This window comes from Methylobacterium planeticum (assembly GCF_008806345.1).
GTDB classification, from domain to species: Bacteria; Pseudomonadota; Alphaproteobacteria; order Rhizobiales; family Beijerinckiaceae; genus Methylobacterium; species Methylobacterium planeticum.
In genome coordinates this window covers 1-18,880 of sequence record NZ_VZZJ01000004.1, presented here as the reverse complement: position 1 = coordinate 18,880, position 18,880 = coordinate 1, and the positions used below count along the sequence as shown (strand labels likewise).

Sequence of the window (18,880 nt, the reverse complement as noted above, 5' to 3'; positions counted from 1 at the left end):
GCCTGTCCTCCCTCGATCAGATCGGCGCGTGACCGAGCGCCATCCGGAAGGGGTTCTTGATATGGACGCCGTCCCGGGGGGGCAGCACGCGGGGCGCGTTCTCGGCCACGACCTTGATGGTCGCGAGCTTCAGGCCTCGGCGCGGGCCGAGGCGGGCGCGCAGGTCGTCGACCGCCTCCATCTCGCGGATCTCCGCCGTCCAGGGGAAGCCGCAGCTCGCGGCGATACGGTCGAGGGCGATGCCGCGTCCCGCGTGGCTGAGCTGCATGCCGGTCTCGCCGAAATGCCCGTTGTCGAGGACGGCGATGGTCAGGTTCGGCGGATTCTGGACGGCGATCGTCGCGAGCGCGCCGAGCCCCATCAGCATCTCGCCGTCGCCGGTGACGACCAGCACCGCGCGGTCCGGCTGCGCCTTGGCTAGGCCGAGCCCCACCGTCGCGGCGCTGCCCATGGCGGCCCAGAGATAATAGTTGTTGTCGTGATCGCCCGCCGCCATCACGTCGTAGGAGGGCGACCCGAGGCCGGTGACGACCAACAGGTCCTCGCGGTCCGCCAGGAGCCGCGCGACGACCGCGCGGCGGTCGAGGGGGCCGCCCGCATTCACTTCACCCATTGCTTTTCTCCGATCAGGCGCTGTCCGAGAATGAGCGCGCAGGCAGAATCACCGTTGAACGCCATGGTGGCCGCGCCGTGCAGCAGCGGGGCGACCTCCTTCGGATCGTCCGCACGCCAGGTCATCACGCCCATCAGCCTGAGGGCGGCCTCGGTGGCCTGGCCCATCGGGTTCTGCCACGCGTTGAACTCGGCCCAGTCGCCCCGCAGGGTGACGACCATCAGCAGCGGGAAGCGGGCGCAGGCCTGCAGGGCCAGGGTGTTGATGCAGTTGCCGACACCGCTGGATTGCAGCAGGAGCGCGCCCTTCTCGCCGCCGAGCCAAGCTCCGGCGAGGTAGCCGATGCCCTCCTCTTCCGTCGTCAGGACGATCGCCTGGATCGCGTCGTCCGCCTCCGCGAGCTTGAGGGCCGTCGCGTGCCCGGCATCCGGCACGTAGACGATGTGCTTGACGCCGCTGGCCTTGAGCACGCGGAAGACATCGGTCTTCCAATCGTGCCTGTTGTCGGGGTCCTGGTCCGCATCGGTCACAATGTTCTCCGTTCTCTTGAGGAATGTTCGCGAGAGCAATAGGAGGCCGGAACAGATCGGCCCAATACCCTTTTGAGAAAGGAGAGATGCCGAATCTCTCTAGCTCGGGGACGCGCCGCGACGGCGGCGCTCAGGCAGCCCGGTGCCCGGTCCGGAAGGTCTCCTCGCCTCGATTTCGCCGTCACCCTCGAGGTAGCCGTGCCGGTCGAGACGCGGCATCGCGATGGAGGCGAGCAGCACCATCCCGTTGATGACGGCCACGTAGACGAAGAAGTACGTCTCGACCTGCGCGGAGCGCAACGACAGTGCGACGTATTCCGCCGTGCTCCCGAAGAGGGCGTTGGCCACCGCGTAGGGCAATCCGACGCCGAGCGCGCGGACCTCCGCGGGAAACAGCCCGACTTTCACCAGGCCGGCGATCGGCGTCTACAAGGTGCCACGCCTGGCCAGATCCCGCGCGATCTCGACGATCATGTCGCCGATGAAGCGGGCGGCGAGGCTGACGGGCCGGTCCGCCGCGTAGGCCACGACGAGTTCGCGGGTCGGCGCCGGATCGGTGAGCCGGGCAACCGAGAGGTGCCCGGCCTCGACCATCGCGTAGATGGGCGCCAGGGGCAGAACGGTCGAGCCGATGCCGGTCCGGACGAGGTTGATCAGGGTCTGAAAGGAATCCGCCTCGATGACGCTCCGGATCCGGATCCCCGCGCGGCTGGCGCATTCGTCGACGATGTCGCGCAGCATATGGCCGGGGCTCGGGAGCACGAGGTCTTCCGTCGCCAGCCGCGCGAACGGCACCGACCGCCCGGCCGGCTGCCGCCGGCGCTGACGAGAAGCAGGCTCTCCAGCATGATCGGGATGATGCGCAGCGTGTGCAGGCGGCTCGGATTGTAGGACACCGCGAAATCGATCTGTCCTCTCTGCAGCCAGTCGAGGATGTGTCCGCTATAGGCGGAGGACAGGCGCAGCGACAGATTCGGATGCAGCTCCCGCAGGCGGGTCACCATGGGGACGGTGACGATCTCGGCGACCGTCGGTGTGGTTCCGATGGAAATCGAGCCGCGGAACGAGGTGCGTCCCTCCGAAACCGTATCGCGGATGGCGTCATCTCGGCCATGATGCGGACGGCGTGGGCGAGCACCTCCCGGCCCATCTCGGTGATGACCATGCCGCGGCCATGCCGCTCGAACAGATAGGTGCCGAGTTCCTGTTCCAGCAGGCGGATCTGTCGGCTCAGCGCCGGCTAGGCGATGTTCAGACGATCGGCGGCCTTGCTGACGCTCCCGAGCTCCGCGATGTGGACAAGCATCCTGAGCTGGGCGATGTCCATCTAGGTCCCTTTCCAGCCGGACCTTTCGAGGACGCCGCCCGGCCGCCCGCACCGCGCCGGCGTGGCCTCCCCGCGGAACACGCCCGCTCCCCGATCCTCCCGCGCGGCACGCATCACAATGGCATCCTCCCAGAGGCGCCGGCACGAGCCCGACGATCAGCGCCTCGGCCCGCGAGCCTACTCCGCGGAGATGTGCCGGGCCGCACATCCGCGTCGTCGCGTCCGGCGCATGACGGGGGCGGCCGTCATCGCCCCCTCGGCGGCCGAACGCAGCGGCGCAGTGGCCCAACAGCCCTGCGCCGTTGTCGTTTGGGTCAGACCCTGACCGCCTCGGCCACGAGGCCGCCGGCACGGATATGGTCCGGCAGGTCCGAGAAGTCGTAGTAGCCCGCCTCGTGCGCCATGGCGTCGAGGGCGGCGACCTCGTTGTGCGCCGTCCCCGTCCAGAGGATGGCGCCCGTCGCACGCTGCCGAATCTGAAACACCTTCATCACCACCTCCGCGGACCTCAGCCGTGGAGAGAAGCCTCGGCGCGCCGAGGCGTTCCGTGCGGCCGGAGGGCGCAAGAGAGCTACCTGAGGGGAACGTCGACCGTCACCCGCAGGCCGTCCGGATCGTACGCGATATCGACCGCGGCGCCGATCTGAGCGGTCAGGACCCGGTTGAGCACGCGCGAGCCGAAGCCGTCCCGGGTCGGCAGTGCGACCGGGGGGCCGTCGTGCTCGTTCCAGACCCAGCGCAGCTGCCGGCCGGCGGGTCCCCGCTCCAGGGACCACGTCACCGCGATGCGGCCGTCCGGGTGAGCCAGCGCCCCGTGCTTGATCGCGTTGATGGTCAGCTCGTGCAGGGCCATGCCGATCGGCACGGCGAGGTCCGAGGGCAGCACCACCTGCGGGCCTTCGAGGGAGAGACGGTCGCCCCTCCCGTTCTCGAAGCCCTGGAGTTCCGAGGCGACGAGCTGGCGGAACAGCACCGCCTGTCCCAGATCCTCGGTGATCATCGCGTGGGTCTTGGCGAGGGACGTGATCCGCCCGGTGAGCATCCTGGCGAAATCCGGGATGCTGGCGGACGAGCGCATGGTCGCGTTCAGCACCGCCTGGACGGTCGCGAGAGTGTTCTTCACCCGGTGATGCAGCTCCCGGACCATGAGGAGCTGGCGGTCCTCCGCGGCGCGCCGCTCGGTGATGTCGCGCTGTGCCGAGATCCAGTGCGAGATGCGGCCGTCAGCGCCGTGCACCGGCGTGATCAGCCACTCGACGAAGTAGGGCGTGCCATCCTTGCGGTAGTTCGTGGCCTCGCCCTGATACGCCTCGCCCGCAACGAGTGCGGCCCGCATCCGGTCGAGCATCGCGCGCTCCGTCTGCGGCCCCTGCAGCAGGCGCGGCGATCGCCCGGCCACCTCCTGCAGCGCGTACCCGGTCATGCGCGTGAAGGCCGGGTTGGCGTAGGCGATCCGGGGACCCGGCTCGTCGAGCTCGGCCGAGGTGATCAGGATGGCCTCGTTCGTGGCCTCGACGGCCGCGCGCAGCAGCGCGAGGTCGACAGTGGAGGATGGATCGACCTCCGCCGGAGGGACAATCGCACCGTCGCCATCGTACAAGGACGCTTCCTCCCGATCCCATCCCTGCCGGCAGCCGGTCTCGACGGGTGTGTCCAGCCTGAACCAGCGCGGCGGCGGGCCTCCCGATTAACAGGTGACGCTCGCTCTGGTTGCACGTCGAGGCGTCGCAGGGGGCGGACGATCACGTGTTGCGTGTGTGTGCCTTTCAGGCGCGACGCTTGGCCGGGTTTGGGTCATCTTAGGGGCACCGGGGAGAACCGCCGAGCTTGGCCGGCGGCTTGCATGCTTTGCTCGTAACGCTGGCCAGTGCGGAGGACATTGCGATGTGCTTGGGGGATGATCCGACCTGTGCCGCCTTCGCCGAGCACCGGATGCGCTACCGACGCGACATGGAGCCGGAGCGCCGTGCCTTCCTGAAGAGCAGCTTCGTGGCCACCGGGGGCGCCGCGGCGCTCGCGGCAGGGGGCCTCTCGCTGGTGACGCCCGCCCTGGCGCAGGCGAGCCGGGCCAAGTCCGTGGAGCGCTGCCGTCACTATCACCTGCCCGCCACCGCCGAGACGGTCCATTGGGGGTATTTCAGCCGGAGCCTGAAGCCGCAGGTCGAGATCGAGTCCGGTGATTTCGTCACCATCGAGACGCTGACGCACCATGCCAACGACGATGCCGAGCGCATGGTCGCGGGCGATCCCGGCGCCGAGAGCGTCTTCCTCTGGACCAAGGGGACGAAGGGCGTCGCCCGCCGCGGCGCGGGGCCGGAGGATGCCAAGCTCGGGCCGGGCGGCGGCCTCGGCGTTCACATCTGCACCGGCCCGGTGGCGATCCGCGGCGCGGAGCCCGGCGACGTCCTCGAGGTGCGCATCCTCGACGTGGCGCCGCGCCCCTCGGCCAACCCGAAGTTCAAGGGTTCGACCTTCGGCAGCAATGCGGCCGCGTGGTGGGGCTACCATTACAAGGACCTCCTCACGGGCGATAAGCCCCGCGAGGTCATCACCATCTACGAGGTCGACGCGAGCGGCGGGCGCGACTGGGCCAAGGCGGTCTACAGCTTCCGCTGGCCCGGCGTGACCGATCCGGACGGGGTGCTGCACCCGACGATCGACTATCCGGGCATCCCCGTCGACCACACCAAGACGACGCGCACCTACGACGTGCTGAAGGGCATCCGGGTGCCGATCCGCCCGCATTTCGGCGTGATGGGCGTCGCCCCGGCCGAGGCCGAGATGGTCAACTCGATCCCGCCGAGCTACACGGGCGGTAACATCGACAATTGGCGCATCGGCAAGGGCGCCACGCTGTACTACCCCGTGGCGGTGGCGGGCGCCCTCTTCTCCGCCGGCGACCCGCATGCGAGCCAGGGCGATTCCGAGCTCTGCGGCACCGCGATCGAGTGCTCGCTGACCGGCACCTTCCAGTTCGTGCTGCACAAGAAGGCGGATCTCGCCGGCACCGCGCTCGAGTCCCTCGACTTCCCGATGATCGAGACGCGGGAGGATTGGGTGCTCTCCGGCTTCAGCTACCCGAACTACCTGAAGGATCTCGGCCCCGACGCGCAGAGCGCGATCTTTGCCAAGTCCTCCCTCGACCTCGCCATGCAGGACGCCTTCCGCAAGATGCGCCAGTTCCTGATGCACGCGAAGGGCCTGACCGAGGACGAGGCGATCTCGCTGATGTCGGTCGCGGTCGATTTCGGCGTGACCCAGGTCGTCGACGGCAACTGGGGCGTGCACGCCATCGTCAAGAAGGCGATCTTCGCCGAACGGACCGCGTGATCCTGAGGAGATCGGAAGATCGACGGCGGGGCGCGAGCCGCGGTCGCGCGGTGCTCCCGCGAGATCGCCGCCCCGACGCCGTGGCGACAGGGTCGTCCGCCCCGTCCTAGCGCACGGACGGAGAGGGATTGCCCGGTCTGACGCGCCCAGTCCGCTGATCATGGACGGGTCCCCGGATCTGATCGCTCACCGCACCAGCCGAGCCGAAGCCGCCGAGGGCGCGCGGCGCATCGCGGAGGGATCCCTGTGGGTTGGCATACTCGGTCGCGAAACCATCGTAGGTCGTTCTCGGGCGTGTCTGCCCCCCAGCGGCAAGGGATGAGCCGGAAGTCATCACGACGATCGTGGCGACAGCGACGGCGCGTCGGGTGAAATTGGACAATTCGGCCTCCGGGTTTATGCCTAATTCATAGATATAAACGCTAGTAAAAGCGCAATAAATCCCTGATATTTGGGCAATTGCGCGGGATTGCAAACGTATGTGCCGCTGGGCACATCGTCGATTTATTTTCGGATTAAAGGGGAGAGTTGCGTATGAACGCTGCTGCCGACGCGGATGTCGATGGCGGTCGATCACGGAGGCGGCCAGACCATCTCCGGGGCATGGAGGCTGCTGCTGCCGCGCGGGCGCCCGGTCGGCAGCCCATGGGCTGCAGATGCGCGAAAGGCCGCCCGCGTGCAGCGCGCGGGCTTTGCCCGAGGGCCTCGTGAAAGTTCAGAAGTCCTGGGAAGTCCAGTCGCGCATCGGCCCGCTGCCCGGCGCGGCATGCCGGATCGAACTCGCGGCTGCGGCGTCGGAAGGGCTCAGGACACGTTCGGTCGAGACCGCGATCGCGCCATCACTCCGTCCTGTCGCGGGTGCCGTCTGGTCATCGACATTGGGGCATGCCAATCATCTCGCACCACGTCTGGCCTGACGGCGCGCGCCGATCGCCGCTCGCGACAACCCGATGTTTCGCGGGATTCCGGCCGAGGAGGCCTCGTCCAGGCGGCGCGGATCGCTGATGTCCGGCTCGCGATCGCAATCGGTCGCGAGCCGGGTTGCTCAAGCGGGCATCTGGGATCCGCTACCCGAAGGCCGATGCGCGCATATGGGGAATGCGCGCCGGCACCCTCAGCATCCGGCGCACACCCCGTTCAGAACGGCATCGAGGTTCCGTTGCCTGCTGGTGCGCTCCCGCGGGTCGAGGAGGGGCGCGTCGGCGGTGCCCGTGGGCATCGTGCGGCCCACCGACGAGGTGTTCGGGGCCGTGATCGTCGTCTCGGGGCCGCCGCCCGTCCCCGTCACGGCGGTCTGGGCAAAGCTGGCCGTCGAGCCCGCGTGCAGGGCAAGACTGATCACGAGGAACGTGACGGGGATCATGCGGGGCATGTCAAACCTCCTCGGCATTGACGATCGGGATCAGGCGGGTGAGCCCGGTCGCCGGGCCGCGCCCAGGGCGGCACGGCCCACCGGGGTGATCGCCCAGCGGCTTCGATCGCCCTCCTCAAGAACCGGTTGCGGCTCGATCAGGCCGCGCCGGTAGAGAGCCTGGATCTGGGGATCCGCCGGACTGTAGGCGCGCGGGCCTCGGGTGAGGATTTCGAGCCGATAGCGCGCCATCGGGGCGAGCGTGGCGCGCGATGCCGGGTCGTCCTGCTCGACCCGGACCCACGCCAGGAACTCCCGCCAGGGGCGCAGCTCGCCTCGCAGGCTCTCGCAGGCAAGCTGCTCCTCGTCCGCGAGGTGCCGCTCCACGTCGCGCACGATGTCGGCACGGGTCTGCTTCGCGAGGCCGAGCCAGTTGCTCCGCAACCAGCTCGTGCACAGGCACGGTGCGTTCCTGGGACGCCCCAGGCAGTAGCGGACGGCCGCATGCACGATGAAGCCCGCGCTGGGCTCCTCCGTGTCGCCGAGCCGGGCTTGCGGCCTGGCGCCGGCCTCGTCGCACAGGGCGACCTCCACCGCCTGCCATTGGCGCATCGTCAGGGCCACCGCGGGCCGGACTTCTTCCATCATCCGTCGCCTGCGGCAGGATGCGAGCTGCCGCTCGATCTCCTCCAGGAGGCCCGCTCGTTCAACGCTGCTCTTCATGGGTTCCTGTGCGAGAGAGAGGCGGCGGTCGACGACCGCCGCAGCTGCGGGAGTATCGCTCAGCGGCGACGCGGCGCCCGGCCGACGGCCCAGCTCGAGCGCTCGGCGGCGCGGCGGTCCAGGTTGGACGGACCCTGGTCCGTCAGCATCGGGGCTCCGAGGATCTGCCCCGTTCCGCGCCGCTGCGCGTAGACGGAGCGGGGGTCGTGATAGGGGTGGTTCACGTAGGAACTCATATGCGCACCGCCGGCCTGCTGGCGGCTGCCCTCGCCGCCTTCGGCGCGCGCCGCCGTCGCAGCTCCGAGCGAGACGATGAACGTCGCGAGTATGATTGTATTACGCATGCAATTCACCTTTGCTTCCGGGATGGTTCGTGCCAAAACACCATGTATAGACTTGATTTCTAAAGCAAAGTGTGAAACGACACAGTATTATTTCGATGCGTTTAATCCATCGCTGCGACTCGCGCCGGTGCGCCCACACACACCGAGGGACAAATTCTCGGAAACTTGATGGATTATATTTTGATGTGGTCCAAGTCTGACGCCATTGGTGCGTCTAACTGACACTAGTGATCGATTTGATTAGCTTTTATTTCGATGGATCCGAGTTCTCGTTCGTCAGCATGAGGAAAGGCGTCGTGGCGACTGGCCGCCGCGGCCATGCAGGAGCGTTGACACGGTGCATCGTCGAACATTGGCTGCCGCCCGCCTCGGGCTTCTCGCGACCTGCGTCCTCGGGCTCGCCTCCGGAGCCGCGTCTGCGGGCTCCGCCGCCCAGCCGGGCCAGACGGTCGGATTGCCGACCGGCTCGCAACTGCCGGTCGGCCTGTATTTCGTGAACCTGTCGAGCTTCGGCGTCCGCGATACGGCGCCCCTCGGCTCCGAGACGAACGTCAACCTGCCGACCTTCGCCTGGTCGACGCCCTGGAGCGTCGCCGATGCGCGCCTGCAGTTCTTCGTGACCCAGCCCGTGGCCGCCGCGAGCGCCCGGGGGGCGCCCTACCAGAGCGGGATCGGGCAGCCTCTGCTCGCCGCCCAGCTGGCCTGGGACCTCGGGAACGATTTCGGGGTCAGCTACCTGTTCGGCGGATACCTGCCCATCGACACGCGGTTCCTGACGCAATCCGCGTCGCTGACCCACCGCTTCGCCGCAAGCTATACCGGGAATGACTGGAATCTGACGGCGAACCTCCTCTACGGCGTCTTCCTCGACAGCCGCTCGCCCCTGGGGCCGCTCTATCCGGACTACCTCAACCTCGACCTCACGGCGGCGCGCAAATTCGGCAACTGGCAGGTCGGCGCGGTGGCCTTCGGCTCCACCGACCTGCCGACCGGTGTCGCGAACTATCGGCCGCAGGGGCAGATCGCGGTCGGCGGCCTCGTCGGCTACAATTTCGGCCCGGTGACCCTGCAGGCCTACGTCACGCGCGATGTGGTGCAGCGCAATTACGGAGGTCACGAAACCCGCGGCTGGCTCCGTGCCGTCGTCCCGCTCTACCAGGACAAGAGCGAGGTCGAGCCCGGCCGCACCCTGGTCACACGCCGCCAGGCGGAATGATCCTGCGGCCGGGCCGCGTCCTGAACGGGACCGGGCTCGCCGATCGGGAACGCGCCGATCGCGCGATCCCGCAGGCTCTAAGGTCGACAGCATGGCCTCGTCAGTCCCGTCCCAGGATGGACGAGGCCTGCACTCACCGGTCTCGACCGACGCCAGGGCCGGCATCAGCCGCATGGATGTCCAGGGCAGCCAGGATAAGGCCGCGCACCTCGGCCCAGGCCAAGAGCCAATCCGTATTAATGCTCTTTCATGTCTGTCCCGGAATGATCTGAATTCGTTACATTCTGCAACTGAATCACGGAATGGCGGAAACGGAGCGGTACTGGCATAGATCTTGTGATCTCCGTCACGGTGTTCTTGGTTTGGGACACGCATAGTCGAGCAATCGACCTGTGTTCAGATCTCTGCGCGGCTCGTCTGCGCAGCGTGCCGATTGAGAGATATCGATGACGAAGATCCAGTTCTACGTTCCGAATGATGCCTTCGGAATTCTGGTGAGCGGCCTCAAGCAGCAGTTCGGTGAGGCGCGGGCGGTGGTCGACCTCGATTACGCGAGCCTGCGCCATGAGAACTACACGCTGTCCTACGCGACCGATCACGGTGACAAGATCCTGGCGTTGTTGGACGTCACGCCCTCGTGGCAGATCCCCGACCAGCTGCAGGCCTATCGCCGCGCGTGACCGGCCCGCCCCGGGCGGCCCCTCGGCCTTCATCCTCAGCGCCGGTACGGAATGTCCCATGGCGTACCGCCCGACCACGCGTAGGCACTTCGCTGTATCTGCGCCGTTGACCTCGACACGGCCGAACCGGCTCGGGCGAGAGGGGTCGGGCGGCCAAGGAGGATGGCCATGGCCACGGAAGCTGCGCGGGCCGCGCTCGCTCGGAAGGCTCTCGAACTCTACCTGCAGGAGCATTGCGGCGAGCGGCGCTGGCGCTACCCCGCCGCGGGCAACGACGTCGCCGAATGCGATATCGTCGACCTCATGACCGACCTGCTCCTGCTGGCGAGCCGGAGCGGACACGATCCCTGCACCGTCCTGCGCAAGACGCAGGTCCACCTCGATGCCGAGATCGGGCAGCGCTGCTGAGCGGCCGACCGGGTCCGGCTTCGCCGCACCGGGCGGGGCCGAACCGTCCGGAGACCGTCAGGCGGCGGCGTCGAGGAAGCCCAGGAGATGACGGTTCACGCGGGCGGCCGCCTCGATGTTCAGGAGGTGGGCCGCCCCCGGCAGCACCACGAATTCCGCGCCCGCGATGCCGGCGCGCAGTTCCTCGCCGCGGGCCGGCGGGGTCGAGGGATCGTCCGCGCCCGAGATGATCAGGGTCGGCGCGCCGATCCGGCCGAGGCGGGGCCGCAGGTCCATGCCGGCGATCACGCCGCAGGCCGCGGCGTAGCCGGCCGGATCGGTGGCCATGAGCTGGCGCCGCACCGCGCCGACCTGCGGTGCGTCGTGGAAGGCCGGCGTGAACCAGCGGGCGATCACGGCATCGACCAGCGCGCCCATGCCGTCCCGGCGCGCCGTCGCGGCGCGCTCGGTCCAGAGCGTGGCCGGCGGCAGGTGCGGCGCCGTCGCCATCAGGACGAGCCGGTCGACGCGCTCCGGAGAGGTCGCCGCGAAGGCCTGCGCGGTCATGCCCCCGAGGGACAATCCGACGATGTGCGCGCGGGCGATCCCGAGGTGATCGAGCAGGCCACGCAGGTCGCCCGCCAGATCCTCGATCGTGGCGGGTCGATCGAGCGTCGCGGAGCGCCCGTGCCCGCGGGTGTCGTAGCGCAGGCAGCGGAAGCGGCCGGTGAGCGCCGCGGCCTGCGCCTCCCACATCGCCAGGCTGGTGCCGAGCGAGTTCGAGAACGCCACCACCGGCCCGACCTCCGGGCCGGTCAGGTCGTAGAACAGGTCGATGCCGTGGACGGTAGCGATGGGCATGCGGGCAGCCTTCGGAACGGATAGGGAGGGCGACGCCTCAAGGAGAATCCGGCGCGGCGCGAAGGGCGGCGAGGCTCATGACGGCGTGAGCCTCAGGCCGCGAGCCCGAGGGCGGCGCGGGCCTCGGCGCAGGTCGCCACGCGCCGGCCGTGGCGGGCGACGGCCTCGACCGCGATCCCGACGAGCTCGGCGTTGCTGGCGGCCAGGCGCGTCTTGGCGATGCGGATGTTGTCCTCGAGGCCGGTGCGCACCGCGTCCGCCCCGCGCGCCAGAGCCCAGTCCATCACCGGCGACTGATGCCGGCCGATGCCGGCCGCCGTCCACGTCGCCTCGGGCAGGATCCGGGTCTTCTCGGTGAGCAGGATGTCCAGGAGGTGCTCGTCCGCCGGCAACGCGTTCTCAACGCCCATCACGAACTGCACGTGCGGGCGCGCATCGATCAGCCCCGCCTCGACGAGGCGCCTGGCGCCGTGCAGGTGCGAGAGGTCGAAGATCTCGATCTCGGGCCGCACCCCGTGCTCGCGCATCTGGCCCGCGAGGTCGGTGACGAGGGTGGCGTGGTTCTCGTAGACGATCGTCGGGAAGTTCACCGAGCCCGTCGAGAGCGAGGCCATATCGGGCCGGTGCTTCAGGGAGAGCCCGCGGCTCGCCGGGTCGCGCCCGCGCCCGCCGGTGGAGAATTGCACGATCAGGCCCGGGCAATGCCGGCGCAGGCCCTCCTGCACGGCGGCGAAGCGGTCGGGATCGGAGGACGGGGTCTCGTCGTCGTTGCGCACGTGAATATGGGCAAGGCTCGCGCCGGCCTCGAAGGCCTGGTGGGTCGACTCGATCTGCTCGGCGACGGTGACGGGCAGGGCCGGGTTGTCCCGCTTGCGCGGCACCGAGCCGGTGATCGCGACGGCGATGACGACGGAATTGCGCGCGGGGCTGGACGCTGGCATGGGCGGGTCCTCTCAGATGTCGAAGAAGACGGTCTCGTCCGCAGCGTCGAGCCGATAGGGCGGGGGCGCCGCGGCGGTGCGGGCGGCGATCAGAGTCGGGCGACGTGCCCGGGAACCGGGGCGAGGATCGGATCGTCCGCGAGGCCGTCCCCGTCCGGCGGCTCGAACCGGGTCGCTAGCCGCTTCAGCAGGCCGCGGCCGAAGACGGCGCGCGCGATATCCGGCGCCTCCACCGGGCCGCTCCCCGCTCGGAGGGGCACCCGGCCCGAGACGACGATGCGCTGGCCGACGGCCTCGCCGGGGCCGCGCTCATGGCGCGTCAGGTCGGCGAGCGCCGGCCCCGTCAGGACGTCCCAGGTTCCGGCCGGGCCGGTGATCTCGGTGAGCGTATGGGGCAGGCGCACCAGAACCTCCCGGGGGCTGCGCAGGACGGTCGAGCAACAGGGCTCGACGCGCGAGGGCGGCTGCCCGGCATCCCCGCGGCGATAGGCGAACGCGCCTTCGGCGCGATCGTTCATCGGATTCTCCCTGGTCCGGGTCGTCACCGCGACACCGCGCCGACCGGTCGGGCCCGCAGGCCCTCAAGCCTGCGAGCGCCTCCGGCGCCCCCCTGCCCGGTGCATCGATCCGGCCGCCGGCGCCTCTCCGGTCGGGCCGGGCGCCGAACCTGACCGGACGGTGGTCCTCGACAGGCAGAGCCGATCACCATCCCCCGCCTCTCTGGCGGCAATAGCCCGGCGCGACGTTGCGGTAGCCGGCCGGGCAGCGGCGCACGCAGGCGCCGGCGGCATATTTGAGCGGGGGACGGCAGGCGTTCCGGAATCGCCTCTGCCCGTATTCGTAGGATTGCGCCGGGCCCTGCGCCGCAGCCGGCGCCGGGGGCATCCCGACGCCGACGAGGATGAGGAGGACGCAGGCAAAGCGTGCGGACAGGGGCGTAGCCATCGGGGTGCTCTCGTTTCAGGACGCGGTCGCGGAGGCTCGGCGCAGGATGACCACCGGAGGCAGACCCGCTGGGCGACGTCGCTCGGCGGGCCCCCTCCTTCCGTCGTCAGCTCTCCACGAACGCGAGGAGATCCGGGTTGATCACGTCCGGGTGGACGGTCAGCATGCCGTGCGGGTAGTCCGGATAGGTCTTCAGCCTGCCGTTCTGCACGAGCTTGACCGAGAGGCGGCCGGCCGCGTCGATCGGAACGACCTGATCGTCCTCCCCATGCAGGACGAGAACCGGCACGGAGATCGCCCGCAAATCCTCGGTCTGGTCCGTCTCGGAGAAGGCCTTGATGCCCTCGTAATGGGCCTTGGCGCTGCCGATCATGCCCTGGCGCCACCAATTCTGGATCACGCCCTGCGAGGGCTGCGCGCCCGGACGGTTGAAGCCGTAGAACGGGCCGGAGGCGACGTCGAGGTAGAACTGCGCCCGATTGGCCGCGAGCGCGGTGCGGAAGCCGTCGAACACCGCCATCGGCGTGCCGCCGGGATTGGCCTCGGTCTTCAGCATCAGCGGCGGCACGGCGCTGACCAGAACCGCCTTGGCGACGCGGCCCTGCGGCTCCCCGTACCTGGCCACGTAGCGCGCGACCTCGCCGCCGCCGGTGGAATGCCCGATATGGACGGTGTCGCGCAGGTCGAGATGCTCGGCGACCGCGAGGGCGTCGGCCGCGTAGTGGTCCATGTCGTGGCCGTCGCTCACCTGGGCCGAGCGCCCGTGGCCGCGGCGGTCATGGGCGACGACGCGGTAGCCCTTCTGCAGGAAGAACAGCATCTGCGCGTCCCAATCATCGGCGCAGAGCGGCCAGCCGTGATGGAACATAATCGGCCGGGCGTCCTTCGGGCCCCAATCCTTGTAGAAGATCTCGACGCCGTCCCTGGTCGTGACGAATGCCATCTTGCGGCTCCTGTTGTGAATGGATTGGACTCTGTCGCGGTCAGAAACCGGGAGGGTCGGCAGGGCGCGGCCCGAAACGATCCCTTGGGAATTTCCGGCTGCGCACCGTGATCGGCAATTGGTCGATGCAGGCGGGGCACTGCCGCATCAGCCCTTTGGCGGCGAACGCCCGGTTCTCGTTCCATTCGGTGCGGACCCCGTAGCCGGAATCGTCGTGCCACTCGAAGTTGAGCCGAACCGCGATCTGCGTTCGGGTCAAGGCCCGGAGCGCCTTGAGCAGGCGATCGTCGGGCTCCGCCTGCCGTTTGCGGCTCAGGAGGGCGACGAACTCCGCCCGGCCGCTCAGGCATTCGGACCGGTTCCGCCCTATCGATCCCCGACACGGTTTCGGGGCGGTCGCAAACGGACGAAGCCCGGACCGACCCGACCCTCCGCATCGTGCGTTTGGCCGTGACGGATGATCACCGCCGGTCCGCCTGCACCCACATCGGCGTGGCGGGCGCGGCGTTGCCCGCGGACGGTCCGGGCCCCTCGAGGCACCCGGCCTCGACGCGCGGGGGTTGACGTGTCGTGCCGGGAGCCGAGTTGAGCGGTTTCCCACCCCCGGTCCGCCGTCCAGACCCGGATCGAGCGGCGACGCAACGAGGATTCCCGTGGCTATGCCGAAGCAGACCCGCATCATGCTGCCCCTCCTCTTCGCCGTCCTGACGACACAGGCGCTGGCGCAGGCGGAGCCCGGCGCGGCGTCGGGGTTCCTGACCCACCGTCCGCTCGGCAGCTTCAAGACCTCGAAGCTGATCGGGCTCGGCGTCGTCGGGCAGGACCACGTCAGGGTCGGAAAGATCGAGGATGTGCTGATCGACCGGAGCGGACGCATTCACGCCGTGGTCCTTGATATCGGCGGCTTCCTCGGCATCGGGACGAAGCGGGTGGCCGTCCCCTTCGACAGGTTCGCCTGGAACACCGACGCCCGGGCGGGCAAGGGCACGGACCCGTCCATCGTCAAGGCGGAGAATGCGCCCTCGAAGGAGGCCGCCGCCACGGCGGGACCGGAGACCATGCCGGGCGCCAAGACCCGCGACGCCGCCCTCAATGCCGAGAACGCCAGCGAGACCGGCGAGAACACGGGATCGGCCGAACGGGCGGACGCGTCGCGCGGGCGGGCGACCATCGAGGTCGGGGAGCCGGTCGAGGGCGAGATCCGCATGACCAAGGCGGAACTCGAAGCGGCGCCGACCTTCAGCTTCGAGACGAGCGCGAAGCCGTAGGCGGTCCGGCGCGGCGGCTGGCCTCCGTTATGAATCGGCTCCTCGGTCCGCGCCTCGGCCGCGCTCGGGGGGATCGGTCTGCCGGTCACGATTGACGGCGCCTCGACTTCGGCGAGATCGTGGGCGGATGGTCGGCGGCGCCCCGAAGGGCCCGCCCGCGGCGATCGGCGGGGAGACCACAAGGCCACGGCGCCGGACCGGCTTCCGGCGAGCGTCGAACGCGCACGGGGTGGCGGCGGCATGTTCGAGTCCGTTCTCGGTGACCTCTCCGCCCTGATCGCCGCGCACGGCCTGTGGATCGTCGCCCTCATCGTCGGCCTCGAGAGCATGGGCGTGCCGCTCCCGGGCGAGACGATCCTGGTGACCGCCGCGGTCTATGCCGGGGCGACGGGGGAGCTTTCCCTGTCCGGCGTCATCGCGGCCGCGGTCGCGGGCGCCGTGGTCGGCGACAGCATCGCGTTCTGGATCGGGCGCAGCGTCGGACCACGCCTGCTGATCCGCTACGGGCCACGGCTGGGCCTGACGCCGCAGAAGATCAAGCTCGGGCAATACCTGTTCCTGCGCTACGGGGGCATGGTCGTGTTCTTCGGCCGGTTCGTCGCGGTGCTGCGGGTGCTCGCGGCCCTGCTGGCGGGCGCGAACCGGATGCCCTGGCCGAAATTCCTGCTGTTCAACGCGGCGGGCGGTCTGACCTGGGCGACGGCGTTCGGCTGCGCCGCCTACCTCCTGGGCGCGCGCATCCACGCCGTCACGGGGCCCGCCGGGCTCGTCGTCCTGGTGGTCGCGGTCGGATGCCTCGCCTGGCTGTCGATGCTCCTTCGCCGACATGCGGCGCAGCTTCAGAGCGAGGCGGAGGCCGCCCTGCCGGGACCCGTCGCGCCGATGTGAGCTGGTCGGTTCCGAGCGCTCGCCCCTCGGGATCGCCGCATTCCGAGGCGACGAGCGCCGAGATCCTGTCGTCCGCGACCAAGGGGTGCTCGCGATTCGGCGGCGTGCCGGGCCTCACGCACTGGCCCTCATTCGCGCAGCTCGCCAGCAAGACGATCGACATCCGTCGGATCGGTCCTCGAACAGGTCTGAACGCGGCGTCGGCACCGCGAACCACCGGATCGCCCGAGACCGATTCGCCACATCACGCCGATGAGAAGCCCCGCGAGCCGGAGTCTGCGGGGCTGCGATTCGGTCGAGACGCAAGGGCGTCGGCCTCGTGCGAGCGGATCGGCCGGGCGCGACCGCGTCACGGATCCGGTGCGGAGATCCTGCATCCGCGGCCGCGCCCGAGTGTGATGCAGATCACAGATCGTCCTCGGGAATGCCCGCATCGAGGGGGCGTCGGCGCCCTGCCGATCGAGGGTGGTCCCGCCGGTCGTTTGAGGGGGAGCAGGGCGACCGGCGGGACCGTGCCGGGGATCGGATCCGACGATGGCACGATCGAAAAGCGCACAATATTATTCCTTCGCAATTGTGAAGTGCGAAGCGCACGCCCGGCGGCGCCGAGATACTACGTAGTCCGACGCTGTGAGAAGCGAGCTACGAGTTACATTTGTACTTCTGGGCGGTCCTCAATCATGCATTGGTGCGATTACTGACAAAACGCGAAGGGGTCGTTCATGAACGCCGATATGAGGAAGTTCCTGGGTGCGCTGGCGGGTCATGATGGTCCCATCGCGGTGCGGTCTCTCGGCATTGGCTGCACGGTCCGGCAGGGCATCGCCCGGCAGGACGCCCGTCGCCTCGGCTACGCGGTCTTCGAGTCGGGCTGCTGGAGCATCACGCTGCTGGGACGGATGGCGCTCCTGAGGATCGTCGGCCGGCGCGCGGCCTGAGGATCCGCTGCGAACCGCGTGGGCCGACATTGCCGGGGTGACCCCCGCGCGGGTCTGCGAGGATCACGGAGCCGATGCCGGATCATCGCGAGGGAGACCGCGAGGTTCGACCTGTCGGTCGTTCGCGTCCTAGCCGAGTTCGCGGGCGATCCGTTCACCCTCAGGCGTCAGGCGCCACTCCATGACACCGCGCCTGTACCGGTTGCTGAGTTGCACGACCAGCTTCGCGGTGTAGAGCTGGAGCATCGCGAGCTGCTCGTCCGGGGTTTCGAAACCGGAAAAGATTGTCACGCCCTTCCGCATACGCCGTAGAAGTCTGCATTGATCCTCGCTCAGATCCATGCTGGCCATCTGGAGCGTGGTCGCAAGACTTCAATGGTAATTACGACGACAGTCGCTACATTATACTTTTTCTATTTCTGATCTTCGACACTGAGTCGCGAGAATGCCGGTTCACGAAGACCTGATCGGGGGCGCGACGGGGCGCTACAGCGTCGATCCTGCGTTGGCGCGTCGGTGCCCGTCCATCGGCATGGCTCGACCGCGCACGGATTGGTGCTGCGGTCTTGGAGCGCGATCCCGGCGAATCCGGATGCGGTCCGGCTGTTCTGGAACCCTGCCCCCTGCCCTCGCTCCGCTTGCTCGAGAGCGTGCGCACCGGCGCCCGGACATTGCGCCTCAACCCTTTGCGGCAAATCGCATTCAGCGTGCCGGGAGCCGCGGGTGACCGCGTGCCGACCGGAGACTTGTCCGGCTCAGGCCGCCTCGCGGGCCGTGCGCGCCGTCGTGAATGCGCCGGCAAGGCACAGCTTCGCCGCGTAGACCTCGCGGTTGCTCTCGTCCCGGATGCTGACGGCGAAGTCCTGCCGGTCCGCCTTGGCGAGCAGCCCGCTCGCGATCTCGCCGAGACTCGACAGAGCCTCGCGGCGCGCCTGCGCGAGACTGGCGAATCTCCGCCCCGCATCGTCGCAGTAGAGATGACCGCGGCACGATAGATCGATGAAATACAGTGGCATCGCTCACCCCCCCCGGCGCGGATTTGGCATAGCGAAAGATGCTTAACGTTTGGTTAATCCACCCGGCCCAGACAGTTAACCCGCCGAGCTCTCAGGAAGTCGCGGGCTCAGGACCGGCCGAATTTCCGGCGCGCCGCATCCGGGCACCCCAGTATGCGCAATCGCGGCAGAATATGCGCCGTCCCGGTGCTGCGGAGCCTGGTCTCGGCCGGATCCGTCCCCGGCGGCGCAACGCCTGGGTCGACCCGTCCGTCGCGGCGAGCGTCAGCGAGGCCGCTTGCCGCGACGGACCCGTGCCGAGGGGGCCGCGCCGGGGCCGGATTCCGGCGGGATCGGGGCCCCGCGGCCGGCCGGATCCACGCCGGCAGGTCGAACCGGTCAAGCTCGGTTACACAATCGAGTGCTGAGTTTCCCAGACTAATCCGGAAGTCTGATGGATTTTTGGACTAATGCGTGAATAGAACTGACGGCAGCGAGGGAGCGCGGCATGTCGGGACATCGGGGCAGTCTGGAGATCTCTGCGGCGTTGGCCCCGTGCCGTGTTGCGTTTTTGGGCGTTGCGGCGATGAGCGGTCTGGT

The 18,880-nt window shown here is 69.0% G+C and carries 25 protein-coding genes and 1 pseudogene; 7 read left to right on the top strand and 19 right to left on the bottom strand.

Annotated elements, in window-relative coordinates; translation table 11 throughout:
- Positions 1-16: 16 nt before the first annotated feature.
- From F6X51_RS05695 to F6X51_RS05675, 8 genes and pseudogenes are all read right to left on the bottom strand, one after another.
- Positions 17-613 carry a thiamine pyrophosphate-dependent enzyme gene (locus F6X51_RS05695; RefSeq protein ID WP_150962264.1) on the bottom strand — a complete coding sequence of 199 codons (597 nt, stop codon included), beginning with the start codon at positions 611-613 and terminating at the stop codon, positions 17-19.
- Positions 601-1,143, bottom strand: a complete 543-nt coding sequence (locus F6X51_RS05690) for a thiamine pyrophosphate-binding protein (protein ID WP_150962263.1) — start codon at positions 1,141-1,143, stop codon at positions 601-603. The genes F6X51_RS05695 and F6X51_RS05690 overlap by 13 nt, the downstream gene beginning before the upstream one ends.
- A gap of 99 nt (positions 1,144-1,242) precedes the next feature.
- On the bottom strand, positions 1,243-1,551 hold the full coding sequence (locus F6X51_RS05685; RefSeq protein WP_150962262.1) for a hypothetical protein: 309 nt from the start codon (positions 1,549-1,551) through the stop codon (positions 1,243-1,245).
- Positions 1,552-1,569: 18 nt separating this feature from the next.
- Positions 1,570-1,905, bottom strand: a complete 336-nt coding sequence (locus F6X51_RS29020) for a LysR substrate-binding domain-containing protein (RefSeq protein ID WP_407658448.1) — start codon at positions 1,903-1,905, stop codon at positions 1,570-1,572.
- Positions 1,797-2,162: a LysR substrate-binding domain-containing protein gene (locus F6X51_RS29015; protein ID WP_407658465.1), complete on the bottom strand. Its 366-nt coding sequence runs from the start codon at positions 2,160-2,162 to the stop codon at positions 1,797-1,799. Before F6X51_RS29015 ends, F6X51_RS29020 begins: the two co-directional genes overlap by 109 nt.
- Positions 2,141-2,449: pseudogene (locus F6X51_RS28475) on the bottom strand (LysR family transcriptional regulator). The gene F6X51_RS29015 and the pseudogene F6X51_RS28475 overlap by 22 nt, the downstream one beginning before the upstream one ends.
- Before the next feature lie 335 nt (positions 2,450-2,784).
- A complete protein-coding gene (locus tag F6X51_RS27720; protein WP_191970025.1) occupies positions 2,785-2,961 on the bottom strand; it encodes a hypothetical protein in 177 nt (58 codons plus the stop codon).
- An 80-nt stretch (positions 2,962-3,041) separates the two neighbouring features.
- Positions 3,042-4,070 (bottom strand): HWE histidine kinase domain-containing protein, encoded by a 1,029-nt coding sequence (locus tag F6X51_RS05675; protein ID WP_246696639.1) that lies wholly within the window; start codon positions 4,068-4,070, stop codon positions 3,042-3,044.
- Positions 4,071-4,354: 284 nt separating this feature from the next.
- On the opposite strand from F6X51_RS05675, the gene F6X51_RS05670 reads away from it, so the two are divergent.
- On the top strand, positions 4,355-5,800 hold the full coding sequence (locus F6X51_RS05670; protein ID WP_150962261.1) for an acetamidase/formamidase family protein: 1,446 nt from the start codon (positions 4,355-4,357) through the stop codon (positions 5,798-5,800).
- A 1,114-nt stretch (positions 5,801-6,914) separates the two neighbouring features.
- Here the strand turns inward: F6X51_RS05670 and F6X51_RS05660 are convergent.
- From F6X51_RS05660 to F6X51_RS05650, 3 genes are read right to left on the bottom strand one after another with little or no spacing between them, the layout of a single operon-like run.
- Positions 6,915-7,172 carry a hypothetical protein gene (locus F6X51_RS05660; RefSeq protein WP_150962259.1) on the bottom strand — a complete coding sequence of 86 codons (258 nt, stop codon included), beginning with the start codon at positions 7,170-7,172 and terminating at the stop codon, positions 6,915-6,917.
- Between the two features lie 30 nt (positions 7,173-7,202).
- Entirely contained in the window at positions 7,203-7,874 is a 672-nt protein-coding gene (locus F6X51_RS05655) for a hypothetical protein (RefSeq protein WP_150962258.1), read from the bottom strand.
- Positions 7,875-7,933: 59 nt separating this feature from the next.
- On the bottom strand, positions 7,934-8,218 hold the full coding sequence (locus tag F6X51_RS05650) for a hypothetical protein (protein WP_150962257.1): 285 nt from the start codon (positions 8,216-8,218) through the stop codon (positions 7,934-7,936).
- Between the two features lie 337 nt (positions 8,219-8,555).
- Here F6X51_RS05650 and F6X51_RS05645 point away from each other — a divergent pair, with 337 nt between their 5' ends.
- The 3 genes from F6X51_RS05645 to F6X51_RS05635 all read left to right on the top strand — a co-directional run bounded on the left by F6X51_RS05645 (position 8,556) and on the right by F6X51_RS05635 (position 10,522).
- Positions 8,556-9,434 (top strand): transporter, encoded by an 879-nt coding sequence (locus F6X51_RS05645; RefSeq protein ID WP_150962256.1) that lies wholly within the window; start codon positions 8,556-8,558, stop codon positions 9,432-9,434.
- Between the two features lie 446 nt (positions 9,435-9,880).
- The gene (locus F6X51_RS05640; protein ID WP_150962255.1) at positions 9,881-10,114 is read left to right on the top strand and encodes a hypothetical protein; all 234 of its coding nucleotides are present in this window, start codon (positions 9,881-9,883) and stop codon (positions 10,112-10,114) included.
- 168 nt (positions 10,115-10,282) lie between these two features.
- The gene (locus F6X51_RS05635) at positions 10,283-10,522 is read left to right on the top strand and encodes a hypothetical protein (RefSeq protein WP_150962254.1); all 240 of its coding nucleotides are present in this window, start codon (positions 10,283-10,285) and stop codon (positions 10,520-10,522) included.
- A gap of 57 nt (positions 10,523-10,579) precedes the next feature.
- Here F6X51_RS05635 and pcaD read toward each other — a convergent pair whose 3' ends face one another.
- The 6 genes from pcaD to F6X51_RS05605 all read right to left on the bottom strand — a co-directional run bounded on the left by pcaD (position 10,580) and on the right by F6X51_RS05605 (position 14,870).
- Complete coding sequence (gene pcaD / locus F6X51_RS05630; protein ID WP_150962253.1) at positions 10,580-11,362, bottom strand: 3-oxoadipate enol-lactonase; 783 nt, start codon at positions 11,360-11,362, stop codon at positions 10,580-10,582.
- A gap of 92 nt (positions 11,363-11,454) precedes the next feature.
- The gene (locus tag F6X51_RS05625; RefSeq protein WP_150962252.1) at positions 11,455-12,303 is read right to left on the bottom strand and encodes a BKACE family enzyme; all 849 of its coding nucleotides are present in this window, start codon (positions 12,301-12,303) and stop codon (positions 11,455-11,457) included.
- An 89-nt stretch (positions 12,304-12,392) separates the two neighbouring features.
- Positions 12,393-12,821 carry a peptidase associated/transthyretin-like domain-containing protein gene (locus F6X51_RS05620; RefSeq protein WP_150962251.1) on the bottom strand — a complete coding sequence of 143 codons (429 nt, stop codon included), beginning with the start codon at positions 12,819-12,821 and terminating at the stop codon, positions 12,393-12,395.
- A 184-nt stretch (positions 12,822-13,005) separates the two neighbouring features.
- Positions 13,006-13,248, bottom strand: coding sequence for a hypothetical protein (locus F6X51_RS05615; protein ID WP_407658447.1), 243 nt, complete (start codon positions 13,246-13,248; stop codon positions 13,006-13,008).
- Positions 13,249-13,354: 106 nt separating this feature from the next.
- On the bottom strand, positions 13,355-14,191 hold the full coding sequence (locus F6X51_RS05610) for an alpha/beta fold hydrolase (RefSeq protein ID WP_150962250.1): 837 nt from the start codon (positions 14,189-14,191) through the stop codon (positions 13,355-13,357).
- Between the two features lie 40 nt (positions 14,192-14,231).
- Positions 14,232-14,870 carry a DUF1348 family protein gene (locus tag F6X51_RS05605; protein ID WP_246696661.1) on the bottom strand — a complete coding sequence of 213 codons (639 nt, stop codon included), beginning with the start codon at positions 14,868-14,870 and terminating at the stop codon, positions 14,232-14,234.
- Here F6X51_RS05605 and F6X51_RS05600 point away from each other — a divergent pair.
- The 3 genes from F6X51_RS05600 to F6X51_RS05590 all read left to right on the top strand — a co-directional run bounded on the left by F6X51_RS05600 (position 14,851) and on the right by F6X51_RS05590 (position 17,285).
- Positions 14,851-15,459 (top strand): PRC-barrel domain-containing protein, encoded by a 609-nt coding sequence (locus F6X51_RS05600; protein WP_150962248.1) that lies wholly within the window; start codon positions 14,851-14,853, stop codon positions 15,457-15,459. The two genes, F6X51_RS05605 and F6X51_RS05600, sit on opposite strands and share 20 nt — an antisense overlap.
- Positions 15,460-15,699: 240 nt before the next feature.
- Positions 15,700-16,347 (top strand): DedA family protein, encoded by a 648-nt coding sequence (locus F6X51_RS05595; protein ID WP_150962247.1) that lies wholly within the window; start codon positions 15,700-15,702, stop codon positions 16,345-16,347.
- Positions 16,348-17,069: 722 nt separating this feature from the next.
- Complete coding sequence (locus F6X51_RS05590) at positions 17,070-17,285, top strand: hypothetical protein (protein ID WP_150962246.1); 216 nt, start codon at positions 17,070-17,072, stop codon at positions 17,283-17,285.
- 129 nt (positions 17,286-17,414) lie between these two features.
- Here F6X51_RS05590 and F6X51_RS05585 read toward each other — a convergent pair whose 3' ends face one another.
- Both F6X51_RS05585 and F6X51_RS05580 read right to left on the bottom strand, forming a co-directional pair.
- Complete coding sequence (locus F6X51_RS05585) at positions 17,415-17,627, bottom strand: hypothetical protein (RefSeq protein ID WP_150962245.1); 213 nt, start codon at positions 17,625-17,627, stop codon at positions 17,415-17,417.
- A 413-nt stretch (positions 17,628-18,040) separates the two neighbouring features.
- On the bottom strand, positions 18,041-18,301 hold the full coding sequence (locus F6X51_RS05580) for a DUF6894 family protein (RefSeq protein WP_150962244.1): 261 nt from the start codon (positions 18,299-18,301) through the stop codon (positions 18,041-18,043).
- Positions 18,302-18,880: the final 579 nt, after the last annotated feature.